This window comes from Parafrankia sp. EAN1pec (genome assembly GCF_000018005.1).
Taxonomy (GTDB): Bacteria; Actinomycetota; Actinomycetes; order Frankiales; family Frankiaceae; genus Parafrankia; species Parafrankia soli.
The window spans coordinates 6,879,026-6,892,932 of the sequence record NC_009921.1; the positions used below are offsets into that span (position 1 = coordinate 6,879,026).

At 70.7% G+C, this 13,907-nt stretch carries 11 protein-coding genes and 1 pseudogene; 7 read left to right on the forward strand and 5 right to left on the reverse strand.

Annotated features, from left to right (window positions below; genetic code table 11):
• Nucleotides 1–15 precede the first annotated feature (15 nt).
• The gene (locus FRANEAN1_RS27995) at nt 16–726 is read left to right on the forward strand and encodes an ATP-binding cassette domain-containing protein (protein WP_049796039.1); all 711 of its coding nucleotides are present in this window, start codon (nt 16–18) and stop codon (nt 724–726) included.
• 86 nt (nt 727–812) lie between these two features.
• On the opposite strand, the gene FRANEAN1_RS28000 is transcribed toward FRANEAN1_RS27995, so the two are convergent.
• Nucleotides 813–2,156 carry an ABC transporter substrate-binding protein gene (locus FRANEAN1_RS28000; RefSeq protein ID WP_020463121.1) on the reverse strand — a complete coding sequence of 448 codons (1,344 nt, stop codon included), beginning with the start codon at nt 2,154–2,156 and terminating at the stop codon, nt 813–815.
• A 114-nt stretch (nt 2,157–2,270) separates the two neighbouring features.
• Nucleotides 2,271–3,626, reverse strand: a complete 1,356-nt coding sequence (locus FRANEAN1_RS28005) for a hypothetical protein (protein ID WP_049795777.1) — start codon at nt 3,624–3,626, stop codon at nt 2,271–2,273.
• Nucleotides 3,627–3,841: 215 nt separating this feature from the next.
• On the opposite strand from FRANEAN1_RS28005, the gene FRANEAN1_RS28010 reads away from it, so the two are divergent.
• Complete coding sequence (locus FRANEAN1_RS28010; protein ID WP_020463123.1) at nt 3,842–4,315, forward strand: hypothetical protein; 474 nt, start codon at nt 3,842–3,844, stop codon at nt 4,313–4,315.
• A gap of 258 nt (nt 4,316–4,573) precedes the next feature.
• Nucleotides 4,574–5,293, forward strand: a complete 720-nt coding sequence (locus tag FRANEAN1_RS28015) for an ABC transporter ATP-binding protein (protein WP_020463124.1) — start codon at nt 4,574–4,576, stop codon at nt 5,291–5,293.
• A 2-nt stretch (nt 5,294–5,295) separates the two neighbouring features.
• Here FRANEAN1_RS28015 and speB read toward each other — a convergent pair whose 3' ends face one another.
• The gene (speB, locus tag FRANEAN1_RS28020; protein ID WP_041256608.1) at nt 5,296–6,345 is read right to left on the reverse strand and encodes an agmatinase; all 1,050 of its coding nucleotides are present in this window, start codon (nt 6,343–6,345) and stop codon (nt 5,296–5,298) included.
• Nucleotides 6,346–6,764: 419 nt separating this feature from the next.
• Here speB and FRANEAN1_RS28025 point away from each other — a divergent pair, with 419 nt between their 5' ends.
• Nucleotides 6,765–7,139 (forward strand): DUF2752 domain-containing protein, encoded by a 375-nt coding sequence (locus FRANEAN1_RS28025; RefSeq protein WP_020463126.1) that lies wholly within the window; start codon nt 6,765–6,767, stop codon nt 7,137–7,139.
• Nucleotides 7,140–7,146: 7 nt separating this feature from the next.
• On the opposite strand, the gene FRANEAN1_RS28030 is transcribed toward FRANEAN1_RS28025, so the two are convergent.
• The gene (locus tag FRANEAN1_RS28030) at nt 7,147–8,061 is read right to left on the reverse strand and encodes a TrmH family RNA methyltransferase (RefSeq protein ID WP_049796040.1); all 915 of its coding nucleotides are present in this window, start codon (nt 8,059–8,061) and stop codon (nt 7,147–7,149) included.
• A 194-nt stretch (nt 8,062–8,255) separates the two neighbouring features.
• Between FRANEAN1_RS28030 and FRANEAN1_RS28035 the strand changes: the two genes are divergently transcribed.
• Nucleotides 8,256–9,677, forward strand: a complete 1,422-nt coding sequence (locus tag FRANEAN1_RS28035; protein ID WP_020463128.1) for an 8-oxoguanine deaminase — start codon at nt 8,256–8,258, stop codon at nt 9,675–9,677.
• Nucleotides 9,678–10,219: 542 nt separating this feature from the next.
• Here FRANEAN1_RS28035 and FRANEAN1_RS39700 read toward each other — a convergent pair.
• A pseudogene (locus tag FRANEAN1_RS39700) lies at nt 10,220–11,137 on the reverse strand (DUF222 domain-containing protein); the annotation flags it as partial.
• Nucleotides 11,138–11,859: 722 nt separating this feature from the next.
• Here FRANEAN1_RS39700 and FRANEAN1_RS28045 point away from each other — a divergent pair.
• Both FRANEAN1_RS28045 and tnpB read left to right on the forward strand, forming a co-directional pair.
• The gene (locus tag FRANEAN1_RS28045) at nt 11,860–12,432 is read left to right on the forward strand and encodes an IS607 family transposase (RefSeq protein WP_020458336.1); all 573 of its coding nucleotides are present in this window, start codon (nt 11,860–11,862) and stop codon (nt 12,430–12,432) included.
• Complete coding sequence (gene tnpB, locus FRANEAN1_RS28050; protein ID WP_020463129.1) at nt 12,429–13,757, forward strand: IS607 family element RNA-guided endonuclease TnpB; 1,329 nt, start codon at nt 12,429–12,431, stop codon at nt 13,755–13,757. The genes FRANEAN1_RS28045 and tnpB overlap by 4 nt, the downstream gene beginning before the upstream one ends.
• Nucleotides 13,758–13,907 lie beyond the last annotated feature (150 nt).

Below are 13,907 nucleotides of genomic sequence, written 5' to 3' on the forward strand. Positions count from 1 at the left end.
GCCGGCGCGGGTGAGCTGCCGGCTGACGGTGAGCTGCCGGCCGTCGAGCTGAGGCTGGAGAACGCACGGGCCGGGTACCGGACCATCGAGGTGCTGCACGGCATCACCATGGCGATTCCCTCTGGCGCGGTGACGGCGCTGCTCGGCGCGAACGGCGCGGGCAAGAGCACGACCCTGCGGGTCATCGCCGGGCTCATCCCCCTGCGCAGCGGCACGCTCTCCTGGCGCGACGAGCAGATCACGAAGATGACCACGGTGAACCGGGCGCGGCGCGGGCTGATGCTGGTGCCGGACGAGCGCGCCGTGTTCGCGACGCTGTCCGTCCGCGACAACCTGCAGATCATCGCCGAGGCGAGCGGGAACCCGGACATCTCGCCCGCTCTGGATGCCTTCCCCCGGCTTCGGGAGCGGCTGGGCCAGCGGGCCGGATCGATGTCGGGCGGTGAGCGCCGGATGCTGGCGCTGGCCCGCGCCCTGCTGGCGCGCCCGTCCGTGCTCATGGTGGACGAGCTGTCGCTCGGCCTGTCCCCGAAGGTCGCCAGCGAGCTGTTCGCCTGGCTGGGCACGGTCGCCGACGCAGGCACGACCGTGATCCTGGCCGACCAGTACACCGAGGAGGCGCTCGCCCTCGCCGACATGGTGTACGTGCTGCACCGTGGTGAGGTCACCTTCGCCGGCACACCGGCGGAGCTCGGCGCGAGCGAACTGCTCGCCGCCGGCGCCTGATCCTCTTCTGACCCTGCCGACCCTGCCGGCTCTCCGGGTGCGGGTCCGGGGCCGTCCGGAGTGCTTCCGGACGGCCCCGGCCGGCGTCAGGCCGCCGGGTACGGCAGGTTGCGCACCGTGAAGCAGGTGCTGTTCAAGGCACCGCTCTGGGTGACCCAACCGCCCTTGCCGCCGTTCGCCGAATCCTGCCAGCGGGCGACGTTCACGCAGTTCTTCGACTCCGCCGGCGCCTGGGCCAGCTTGCTGAAGCCGCGCGGGATGAGCAGCCCGTCACCGTCGTAGGGCTCGGAGCGGTTCATGAACTTCTCGACGCACTCACGGGTCAGGTCCGCCCCGCAGGACTCCATCGCGTCGCCCAGCCACTGCGCCGAGGCGTAGCCCTCGAGCATCCACTGGTTCATCTTCGCGACGCGGTCCGCCGGCACGTGCGCCGCCACCGCGTCCCGGAACGCCTTGACCGCGGGGATCGACTCGTCGGAGAAGGTCGCCGACGTGCTGGTCGCGAAGATGGTGTTCCGGCACTGCGGCGAGTTCGCGTAGATCTGCGCGATGTTGCCCGCCATGCCCTGCGCGGTGGTCACCTTCGCCTGCACGGTCAGGTCCTGGCGCTGCATCGCCTGGCAGAGCTGGCCGTTGCCGCCGTCGTCCATCGCGTCGAAGACGACCTGGGCGCCGCGCCGCTTCATGTCCTGCACGGCGGCGTCCCAGTTCGGCGCGCCGAGGTTGATCTGCTCCTCGATGACCTCGTAGCCCTCGGCGCGCAGGCCGTCGGCGATCGAGGTCGCGTAGCGCTGTGACGGGGCGACGTTGTAGTAGACGACACCGGCCACCCGGGCGCCGAGCTTCTCCTTGAACCAGCGGTAGTTCTCGGTGCCCGCGTACAGCGTCCCATCGAAGCCCGGCCGGCGGCCGTCCCGCGGGTAGTAGCTGCCGTAGATCGAGTACAGGTGCGGGTACTGGTCGTACGCCGCGGACACCGGCTGGCCGCCGATGTCCGGCACACCCTTCGAGTTCACGTACTGGGCGCCGGCGTAGTCGAAGGCCGTCACCCCGGCGAGCGCGAACACCTCGTCGTCGTCGATCAGCTTGCGCACGCAGGCGACGTTGCCGTCACCGGAGCCCTTGTCGTCGCAGTCGACCACGTCGATCTTGCGACCGTTGATCCCGCCGCGCGCGTTGAGCGCCTCGAAGTAGGCGGTCGCGCCGTAGAGCGAGGCGGAGAACGTGTCAGGGCCGAGGCCGCTACTCAGCCCCGCGATGACACCCACCTTGATCTCGGTCGGCGACACCCCGGTGTCGGATGCGGTGTTGGTCGACGTGCCACCGGTCGGCGCGTTGTCGGACGAACCGGAATCACTCGCGCGGCTACCGCAGGCAACAAGCGCCAACGACGACAGCACGACGGCAGCGACGAGCGATCTCGCTCGCATGAACATGCACTCCTCATGATTGGTGGATGACGCTCGCGCACAACGAGCTCCGCACGGACCCCGCGCGTCAGGCTACCGACAGCGACCATGTCGCCACCGGTAGCAAACTGCTTGTCATCCGGTGCCGCGCACGAACAGCCGGCGCCACCACGTTCGCCGAACCGCGGGCGCAGCCGGGCCGGCCTGTGCCGCCGGATCCGCTCCAGACGACGGGTTCTCCCCCTCCGCGGGATCGGCCGCGGCGGGTTCCTGGACGGCATGCGCGGACCGGTCGTCCACGGGCGCGTCCCCGGCGGCAAGGCCAGGACCCGCCGCCATGTCGGGCCGCGAACGATCAGTCCGCGGCGATGAAGTCTGCGCGTCTCCGGTGGACGGGGTGGCGAAAGCTAGGGCCTCTGGCTCCGTCTGGGCCACGCGTGGCGACGGCACCGCGGCCGCCGCCACGCTGGTGATCGCCGCGACCGCCTCGTCCAGCGCCGCCATCGCCTTACCCAGCGCCGCGACGGGATCCTCGTCCCGCGCCACGGCGCCCGCCGCGATCACGTCGGTGGCACCGTTCAGGCCTGTGACGGGCGCGTCGTTCGCGACGGGCACGCCGTCGGCCGCGGTGAGACCGGTCGCGTGCGCTCCGAGGTCGACGGGACGGGCAACCACCGGCTCGGTGACCTCGACAACCGGCGCGGCCTCGTCGACCACCACCGGTATGGTCACCACCGCCGCGACCACTTCAGCCGGACCTGTGACCTCGGCGTCGGCGACCTCGGCGTCGGCAGCCTCAACCTGCGCAGCGTGGACCTCGACAGCATCCGCCTCATCCGAGGCCGCCTCATCCGAGGCCGCCCCGTCCGCGTCGACCGCTGAGACTTCGGCCGGCGCCGGCTCCGCAGGGACCACTGGCTCCGCCAATTCCGCGGATGCCGTCGGCACCACGGCTTCGGTCACCGGCGACACGGCCAGCGGAGCTTCGGCCACAGGCGGCTCCGTCGACGGCACCTCGACGTCGGGCTCCGCCACGGCCGCCACCGGGCCTGGCGTCTCGGTAACGGCTGCCGGTGCCGCGACGTCCATGACCGGCTCGGGCTCCGCGGCCAGCTCAGGCTCGGTGCTCAGCTCAGGCTCGGCAACTGGGTCGAGCGCGGCGACCGGTTCGGGCTCGGCAGGCGGATCGGCGGCGGCGACCGCGGCCGGCGCGGGGTTCGGCGGGTCGAGGGGCGGGGCGGGCTCCGGCGCGGGTGTGGGCGGGCCGGTTCGCTCGGGTGTCGCGGCATTCTCGGGGACGTCCACGAGACGATTGACGATCAGCCCGCCAGGACCCGGCGATCGGTCCAACCGGCCCTGCGCAGCGAGCCGGCGGCACGCCTGGTTCACCGTTGCGCGATTGGCGCTGATCGCCGCGGCCAGACTGCCGTCGTCCAGACCGTCGGGAATGCGCGCGAGCTGCCCGAGAATCCGCTCAGCAACAGTAGCCACATTTGGGGACGCTATACGGTATTGCCGCGGCTTCCGTCAGCGGGGGTGGGCGACCGGCCGGGCTACTCGTCGGATGACCCGGTTAGCCCACTCGCTCCCGGGAAGGGCCATGGTCAGAGACTGCGCGGGTGGCGACCGGCCACCCACGCTCCGCCGTTCATGGAGCAGCCGTTCACGGAACAACTCGGCCGTTCACGCCGGAACAGGAGGCAGCGATGACATGGCCCGCCTCGGACCCCGAACAGCCCGACCGGGACGTCCGCGATCCCATGGACGGCAACAGCCCGCTGGAACGAGCCGAGATCACCGACAGCGACGACCTCGGATCCACGGACGCCGGACTCGATCCCCTCGACGACAGCTGGGATCCACCGGACCGGCCGAGTAGGCTGATCAGCAATCCGATCACCCCGCGGGAAGAACGCGCCTCGTCCTTCGACCGGCAGCTCGCCGCCGAGATCCCGGACCCGGATCCCTACGCCGAGGCCGAAAGGAACGGCTCCGGCTCGGCAGACGGTCCCGATATCTACCCCGATGGACCATCCGGCGATTCCGAGTTCGACGACTCGGGGCTCGATCAGGTCGTGGAGAGCACCGACGGCGCCCATCGCGCGCACACGCCGACCGACCACGAGGCGTGGCGACGCACCGCGGAAGAGGACGCGCTCCACCTCGATCCCCGTTCCTGAGCCCAGGCGTTACCGCATCGACGTTCCGGACGTCCGTTCACACGCCGATACCGCCCGGATGTTCCCGAGCTTGTTACCCGGAGGACGTTCCCGCGCCGCGCCACCCCCCGATCAATCACCTCCCGCCCAACAGCACTCCATCCGCAGGCGCTCGACATCCCGTGGATTACGGGGCGGCCGGACGCATCCCGCGCCGGGGTGAGACTGTCGTTCCCGCCCGGTACGCACCACGGCGGGCCGGGAGATCTGGGGGTGAGCATGGCGGACAGCGGTCGTCGGGGCGGACAGATCGAAATGGTCGGGCTGAGCCGACGGTTCGGGGACGTGGCTGCCGTTGACGGCGTCGATCTGACGGTCCAGGCGGGCGAGTACTTCTGCCTTCTCGGTCCGTCCGGATGCGGCAAGACCACGGCCCTCCGGCTGATCTCGGGACTCGACGAACCGTCGTCCGGGCATGTTCGTCTTGACGGCGAGGACCTCGCCGACATGCCGGCCCACCGCCGCCCCGTCAGCGCGGTCTTCGGCGGCTACGCCCTGTTCCCCTTCCTGGACGTCGCCGCGAACGTCGCCTTCGGTCTGCGGCACGCGCGGGGCGTCACCATGCCGGGCCGGGCCGAGACCTCGGCGCGGGTCCGCTCCGCCCTCGCCGTCGTTCAGATGTCGGAGTACGCCCGCCGCCGCCCGCCCCAGCTCTCCGCCGAGCAGCAGCAACGGGTCGTGCTGGCCCGGGCGCTGGTGCTGCGCCCCAGGGTGCTGCTGCTGGATGACCCCCTCGGCTCCCAGGACGAACGGCTGCGCCGCGCCCTGCGCGACGGGCTCAAGGCGTTGCAACGACAGGTCGGGGTGACCGTGCTGCACGCCACCGTCGACCGGGAGGAGGCCCTGGCGCTGTCCGACCGCCTGGCCGTGATGCGCGGCGGACGGATCCTCCAGGTAGGCACGGCCGGTGAACTCCACCAGGAACCGACAGCCGCCTGAGTTCAAGACCCAGCTTTCGCCTTCGGGAGCCCCGCGGGAAGGTCCGCCGTCCCACCGGCCGCGCTACGGCGGCGATGCGCCAACGCCGCGAAAATCTCCATCGCGACCCGGTGCGCGCTGTTCACCGTCGTCTCCGCGTGGTCGTACGGAGGCGAGACCTCGACGATGTCCGCGGCGACGATCGGCGTGTCCAGCGCGATCTGCCGCACGGCCCGCAACAGGTCGGCCGGGTTCATGCCGCCCGGCTCGGGGGTGCCCGTCCCAGGCGCGAACCCCGGGTCGAGGACGTCGATGTCGACCGACAGGTAGAGCGCGCGGCAGCCGTCCACCGCCTGCGCGATCGCCTCGGCGACCACCTCTCGGCTCCCCCGCTCCCAGATCTCGTGCATCAGGTGCCAGCGCATACCCTGCTCGCGCATCCACGCGAACACGTCCGGCGGAGGCCAGTACCCGCGCAGCCCCACCTGGACGAAGTTGCGCCCGCGCACCGCCCCCGACTCGATGAGCCGCCGCATAGGCGTCCCGTGCGAGGCCAGGTTCCCGTCGATGATGTCGGCCGTGTCGGCGTGGGCGTCGAAGTGCAGCAGGCCGACCTCACCCCAGCCCACCGCCTCGGCGACCCCGCTAGCCGCCGGCCAGGTGATCGAGTGGTCCCCCCCGATGATCACTGGGATGACGCCGAGCCGCGCGACGTCGCCGACCTTCGCCCGGATGTTGCGATGTGAGACCTCGGTCAGCCCGTGCGGGCAGTGCGCGTCCCCCGCGTCAACGACGTCCAGCCAGTCAAAGATCTCTATACCAAGATCAAGATGATATGTGCCAGGGTTGTACGCCTGAGCGCGCAGCGCCCGCGGGCCGAAACGCGCGCCCGGCCGGTGCGTGGTCGCGATGTCGAACGGAGCCCCGACCACAGCGACATCGGGCCGGCGCGCCCGAAGATCGCCGAGTCCCGGCATCCAGGGCAGACCGGCGAAGGTCGCCAGGCCGGAGTATCCCGGGGCGTCCGCGCCGGGATCGTCCGCTCCCGCGGCCCGCGCCGCGTACGGCGGCACCGGACCGGCGCTCCCCCGCTCGCGTGCCACGTCCCGATCGCCGGCCTGTGCCATGCACATCACTCCGCTCCGCCGCCGCACCCGGCTGCCGCTGCCACTCCCGACGCCGCCTGCCTCCAGCATCCTCCGCGGACGTCGACGGGGCCGCCGCAACGGCCGGCGACGGTGCGCCGGAGAAGTGTGCCCTCGTCTACGCTCGGCTGGTGGGAACCCGCGCGCCACGCTCCATCAGAGCGAGGCGCTCCGCGTCAGCGCCCTCCGCACCGGCGCCGTCCGCGCCAAGGCCCGCCGCGCAGGCCCCACCCGACCCGGCTCGATCCGACCCGGCCCTCACGGTCGGCCGCCGGTACCGACCCGGAAGGCCGTTAGCGCCGCACCTGAACCGGTCGCCTCGGGCGCGGCTGGGGGGGTTCAGCGCCGTGGGCGCGTTGGCGGTCGGCGTGTGCGTCCGCGTCTACCTGGTCGACCCGGCCGAGCCGGGGCACTATCCGAGCTGCCCCTTCCGGGCCCTCACAACCTGGGACTGCCCAGGCTGCGGGACTCTACGCGGACTGCACCAGCTCCTGCACGGCCATCCGATCGCCGCCGCCGACCACAACCTGTTCTTCGTCCTCGCCGCGCCCGGTCTCGCCCTCGGCTGGCTGATCGCGATGGCACGGTGCGCGGGATGGTGCCGTCGGGTTCCCAGCCTCCCGCCCCGCCTGTTGCCGCTGCTGCCTGCGTTGATCGCCGTCTTCTGGGCCGTCAGGAATCTTCCCGGTCCGGTGGGAAGCTGGCTGGCGTCGTCGGCCTGAGCGGTCGTCACGGGCGGACGCCCAGCACATAACAGGCGATTGCCGCCGTCGCCGCCACGTTCAGCGAATCCACGCCGTGGGCCATCGGAATCCGAACCCGCCGGGTCGCCGTGGCCAGGACCTCGCCGGTCAGGCCCTGGCCTTCCGTCCCCAGTAACAGAGCAACGCGATCACCGGGACCGGCCGTTGCGACCGCCAGTTCGTCAGCGTCGGACGCGGGCGTCAGCGCGAGCACCTCGAACCCAGCCTCACCGAGCAGGGACAACGCTCCCGGCCACGGATCAAGCCGGGCGTAGGGAACCGCGAAGACCTCGCCCATCGACACCCGCACGGAGCGCCGGTAGAGCGGATCCGCGCACCGCGGGCTCAGCATGACCGCGTCCATGCCGAGCCCGGCCGCCGACCGGAAGATCGCGCCGAGATTGGTGTGGCTGACCAGGTCCTCGCAGACCAGCACGCGCCTCGCGACGCGGAGCAGTTCCACGGGGTTGAGCAGCGGACGACGGCACATCGACGCCAGCGCACCCCGGTGCACCTCAAAGCCGGTGATCTGCGCAAGCACGGCTGGCCCCGCAACATAGACCGGCGCCTCATGGTGGTCCGGCCGCTCGCGACCGCTGTGCTCGTCATGCCCGGCAGATTCGCCATGCCCGCCGCACTCGCCGTGCCCGCCGTGCGTCGGCGTGGACCAGAAACCCTCCGGAACTCCCCCCAGCCGCGCCGGCGAGACCAGAACCGAGCGCGGCCGGTATCCCGCCCGTAGCGCGCGGTCGATCACCCTCTCGCCCTCCGCGATGAACAACCCCTCCGCGGGTTCACGCCGCCGGCGCAGCGCCACGTCGGTCAGCGCCACATAGTCCTCAACCCGAGGATCGGCAGGGTCGTCGATCGCCACGATCCGCCGCTCGCGCTCCTCAAGCACGCCGGACCCGTCCAACACACCACCCGCCCCACATGTCATCCGTGTGTAACGCCGAAACAGCAGAATCAGCGCCCATGACCGCATCCGGCTCCGCGACCAGCAGCCCAGGCGGCCCAGCCAGGCCAAGCGGCACGGCCGCGGCTGGCGACGCACCGGCGGGGCAACGCCCGGATCATCTTCCTGTCGATCTCCTGGTGATTGGCGCGGAGCTTGTCGCCACGGTCGATGCCGACCGCCGAGAGATCCCAGGCGGCTGGGTAGCAATCACCGACGGCCTCGTCAGCTCCCTCGGCGGCCCGGCGGAGACACCCCCGACCGCGACCCGGACCCTGCGTGCCGACGGCTGTCTCATAACGCCGGGCCTGGTGAACACACATCATCACATCTACCAGAACCTCACCCGTTCCTTCGCTCCGGCACTCGGCGGCACCCTTTTCACCTGGCTGACCACGCTCTATCCACTCTGGTCACGGCTGGACGAGGAGGCCGTCCACACCTCGGCCTACGTGGGCCTGACCGAACTGGCGCTCGGCGGCTGCACGACATCAACAGACCACCTCTACGTGCACCCGCGCGGTGGCGGCGATCTCATCTCCGCCGAGATCGCGGCAGCCCGGACCCTGGGCATGCGGTTCCACCCGACCCGCGGCTCGATGTCGCTTTCGGTCAAGGACGGCGGGCTCCCTCCTGACTCTGTCGTCCAGGACGCGGATGAGATCCTCGCCGACTCCGCCCGGCTTGTGGCCCAGCATCACGACCCGTCCCACGGCGCGATGGTGCGGATCGCCCTGGCCCCCTGTTCGCCGTTCTCCGTCAGTCCGGAACTCATGCGGGCCACCGCGGAACTGGCCGAGTCCTTGGACGTCCGGCTACACACGCATCTCGCCGAGGACCCCGAGGAGGACGACTACTGCCTGGCGGTGTTCGGACGGCGTCCGATCGACCAGTTCGCGGAGGTTGGCTGGGGCGGCGACCGGGCGTGGGTCGCGCACTGCATCTGCCCCAATGACGAGGAGGTCGAGCAGCTCGGCAGGTGGGGCACAGGGGTGGCCCACTGCCCGAGCAGCAACATGATTCTCGGCGGCGGCCTCGCGCCCGTGGCCGAGCTCCGCTCGGCCGGCGCCCCGGTCGGCCTGGGCTGCGACGGGTCGTCATCCGCCGACTCCGCCTCGCTGTGGTTGGAGGCTCGTACCGCCATGCTGTTGGGCCGGCTGCGACACGGCGCCGCGGCGATGTCCGCCCGGGACGCGCTGGAGATCGCCACCCGGGGCGGCGCAGGCTGTCTCGGCAGGACCGGTGAGATCGGTGAGCTCTCCGTCGGGTCTGTCGGCGACCTCGTCGTCTGGCCGTTGGACGGGGTCGCGTACGCGGGAGCGCTCTCCGATCCGATCGACGCCTGGCTGCGTTGCGGGCCCACAGCGGCCCGGCACACGATCGTGGCCGGCAGGCTGGTGGTGGAGAACGGAGTGCCGGTCCATCCTGATCTCGACGAGATGCTCGTCCGGCACCGCCGGACCGCCGGCGGCATCCAGGCGGCGTTCGACGATGCGGGCATCGATCCGACCGTTCCCATCAATACCGGCGGCAGCAGCGTCGGGGCGGCAAAATCACTTTGAGCATTCTGGCCCATAGAAGGCAGTTCGACGCCCCAACACCGAAATCTCCGCCCGTTGAGATCGACCCGGGTGCTCCGCACCTGACCGCGGAACCTCATATTCCGGTTCCGGTTCCGGTTCCGGAACTGGGTGTGATGGGGGTCAGAAGGGTGGCTGTGTGTCGTGGGGTATTTTCCACCCGAGGCGGTGTTGCCCGACGGTTCATCACCACCCCCTCCCGTTGTACCGGCCTTGTTCTGCGGTTCGATGTATGAATGTGGGTGGGTGACGAGCGTCGCCCCGAACGGACCCGTCCAGACGAACGTTCCCTTCTCCGGTTGTGTCAGCCGCCAACGGCCGGAGTGCTTCATGCGGTGGTGCTTGCGGCATATCGGCCCGAGGTTCCGGGTGAGCGTCGGCCCGCCGCTCACGTGTGCCACCGTGTGGTCGATGTCCGCGCGTCGCGACGTACGGGCGCAGCCCGGGAAGACACAGCTACGGTTCCGTGCCCGCACATGCCGGGCCTGGGCCGCGGTCGGTAGGCGCCGGTCCGCGATCTCGACGAGCGTGCCCTGAGGGTCGGTGAGGATCCGCCGCCATGTCGACCCCGGCCGTGCGGCCATCTCCCGGGCCACCGCGGCGGGGATCGGCCCGTACCCGGGGATCTCCCCGGGATCCTCCGCCAACCCCAGCAGCACCGTCACCGGCACCACGACCTGCACCTCACACGGCAGCGGCACCGCATGCGCGACCCGCCCACACAGGAGATCGACGAGGACGTCCGCGCGGATCTGGTCACGGCTGCGGGTGTCCCCGCCGCCTCGGTGCGCGGCGATTCCCTGGGCGATCTGGTCGACCCGCTGGTAGCAGGCGGTCGCCTCGTCGGCGGGCAGCACCGCCGACAGGCAACTCGTCCCGTCCTCCCCTGGCGAGACCCACACCCGCCGTTCCTTCTTCCGGGCCCGCGCGCGCTCGGCCGCCCCAGCCGGGTCGACCGTGTGCACGGCACGACGGCACGCATCCGTGAACGCCCCCCGGGTCGGCCGCGCACCCCCGGCCAGCACACGGGCCTCGACCTGCGCCGCGAGCGGACGGACCGCGTTCTCCAACGAGCGCAGCCGCTGCACGTCCAGCACCCCGGCCTTCAACGCCTCCACCGCGGCGGGCAGCCGGCGCGCCACCGTGCACGCGAACAGCATCTGACCCGCCGCGGCCTGCGAGGACACCCCCAGCACCGCCGCGACATCCTCCGGAGCGAACTCGTCGGACAGAACCTCCCGGCCGGCCGCCGGGGGCCGCAGGTCGGCGAACTGCGCCAACAACCCCAGCAGGTCCGCGTTCCCCGCCGCTATCGACCGGACCGCCGCACCGATCTGACCCAGCAGCCCACGCACCCGCCCCTCGAACACCCCCTCCTGCTCCGAGGAGTCGACCGGGCCGGAACCGCCGTCGTCGACCTTCACACTCCGCACGGCATTCATGGCGCAGACACCCACCCCACAATCAGATCGAACACACGTTCGACCATAGGAGTGTCCGGGCCACCCCGACAAGCACGAACCAGACGAGACCACACCAAGTCCACATTCACCCAGACACTTAAACTCCTCGACACATCAAGCACGAGAAGAGGTAAAGTGACCGCGACACGGAACAGCCGACTCACCTCTTCCGCGATCGGTCCCATCGATACACACAAGAGATTGCAGCCGCACGAGCATCGGCAGCCGAGAGTCGGCGTACTACCACGACACCGTTAACCACTTATCAGCGAGTGCGCCAAATAGACATAAACCGTTAGCGAATCAGCCTCACACCGTCAAGGTTGACACGCGAATGAATCAACAAAAGATGGCACCGATATCGATATTGAGCTAAGCCCGCTGTCACCATGTGCGTTAGAGGATCATGAGAGAGAACCAGGAATCGGTGTAGGAATCATGACGCACGTAGCCGCGTTGATCGGCAGCCGAGTCGTAGGCCCTGCCAGCAGCCAGAACGGTCCTGCCAATGTGATCTGCGTCTGCGACCGGATCGCGGTGGCGGGTCCCGGGGCAGTCGGGCCCACACCCATTCGGCTCGTGATCGTGAGCGTGCCCCCGAACACGAACGCCGCGAGGGCCTCAGGAGGCACGGGTGGGGGGGTAGTAACTGTTGCCCAAATGGCACTCGTTAGCTCTCTCCAGATTGCTATAGTTGTCATGTGAACCTTAAGGAGTGGGCAGAGTCGCAGGGTGTGGCGTACGTGACCGCCCAGCGCTGGTTCCACGCCGGCAAGCTCCCGGTCCCGGCACGCAAGGTCGGTGGCCTGATCCTCGTCGGCGAGCCCGACCGCCCGGCTACTTCAGGCACGGTGGTCGTGTACGCCAGGGTGTCGTCCGCAGACCAGAAGTCTGATCTCGACCGGCAGGTCGCTTGCGTCACCGGCTGGGCCACCGGGCAGGGGCTGCCTGTCGACAGGGTCGTGACCGAGGTCGGGTCGGCGTTGAACGGGCATCGGCGGAAGTTCCTCGCGCTGCTCCGCGACCCCGCGGCGACGACGATCGTCGTCGAGCATCGCGACAGGTTCGCCCGCTTCGGCGCCGAGTACGTCGAGGCCGCTCTCGCCGCGAACGGCCGCCGCCTCCTCGTCGTGGACCCAGCCGAGGTCGATGACGACCTGGTCCGCGACATCACCGAGATCCTGACCTCGATGTGCGCCCGGCTGTACGGCCGCCGCGCCGCCGCGAACCGAGCCCGCCGCGCGGTCGCCGCCGCCACTGAGGCGGCCGAATGAGGACGTTGCAGGCGTACCGGTTCGCGCTCGACCCGAACGACGCCCAGGCCGCGAACCTGCGTCGCCACGCGGGGGCGGCCCGGTTCGCCTACAACTGGGGCCTGGCCCGGGTGAAGGCCACGTTCGCGCAGCGCGACGCGGAGAAGTCCTACGGCCTGGACGGCGACCTGCTCACCCCGGTGCCGTGGACGCTGCCCGCGCTGCGGCTTGCCTGGAACGCCGCCAAGCGGGACGTCGCGCCCTGGTGGGACGAGTGCTCGAAGGAGGCGTACTCGGCCGGGCTGGACCAGTTGGCCCGTGCGTTGAAGAACTTCACCGACTCCCGGAAGGGAAAGCGCAACGGCCGCCGGGTCGGTTTTCCCCGGTTCAAGAAGCGCGGGAAGGCCCGCGACTCGTTCCGCTACACGACCGGTGCCTACGGCCCCGCGACCGATCTGTACGTGAAACTGCCCCGGATCGGCCGGGTCAAGGTCGGCGAGCCGATGGGCGCGCTCACGTCGCGGCTGGCGGATGGCCGGGCGCGGCTGGGTGGCGCGACGGTGTCCCGGACGGCTGGCCGCTGGTTCGTGGCGTTCACCGTCGACACCGACCGGGACGTTTCCGAACGGCCGACCCGCCGTCAGTGGACGGGCGGCACGGTCGGCGTCGACCTGGGCGTGAAACACCTCGCGGTCCTCTCCACCGGCGAGACGGTGGCGAACCCGAAACGGCACGCCGCCGCGCTGCGGAAACTGCGCCGCGCGTCGCGGGCCTATGCCCGGTCGAAGCCGGGCAGCGCTGGGCGCCGGCAGCGCGCCGCCGGGCTCGCGACGATCCATGCCCGGGTCGCGAACCAGCGCCGCGACGGGCTGCACAAGCTCACGACACGGCTCGCCCGGTCCCACGACGTGATCGTGGTCGAGGATCTACACGTCGCCGGGATGGTCCGCAACCGGCGGCTCGCCCGCGCCGTCTCGGACGTCGGGATGGGTGAGATCCGCCGGCAACTCGACTACAAGACCCGCTGGTACGGTTCGCGGCTGCACGTCGCGGACCGCTGGTATCCGTCCTCGAAGACCTGTTCCGGCTGCGGCTGGCGAAACCCAAGCCTGACGCTGTCGGACCGCACGTTCGCCTGCCAGTCCTGCGGGCTGGTGGCCGACCGCGACCACAACGCCGCGATCAACCTCAGACACCAGGTCGCCGCCAGTACGTCGGAGACCGTAAACGCCCGTGGAGCCGACCATAAGACCCGCACGAGCGGGCAGGTGGCTGGGAAGCGGGAACCTGGCACGGCCAAGGCCGGTCAGACCAGGAGTGCCGGCGCGCAAGTGCCGGCGGCGTGAACGGCGAGCGCTATCGCTCATCGAGCCGCAACGGCCCGGCCGCGCCGACCACGCCATCCACAGGGGCATCCCAGTGATCAACTGCTCGAGGCTCCTCGTGGTGGCCGGACTGTGATCGTCGGATTCAAGGCGCGGGCCACGGTGACCGGC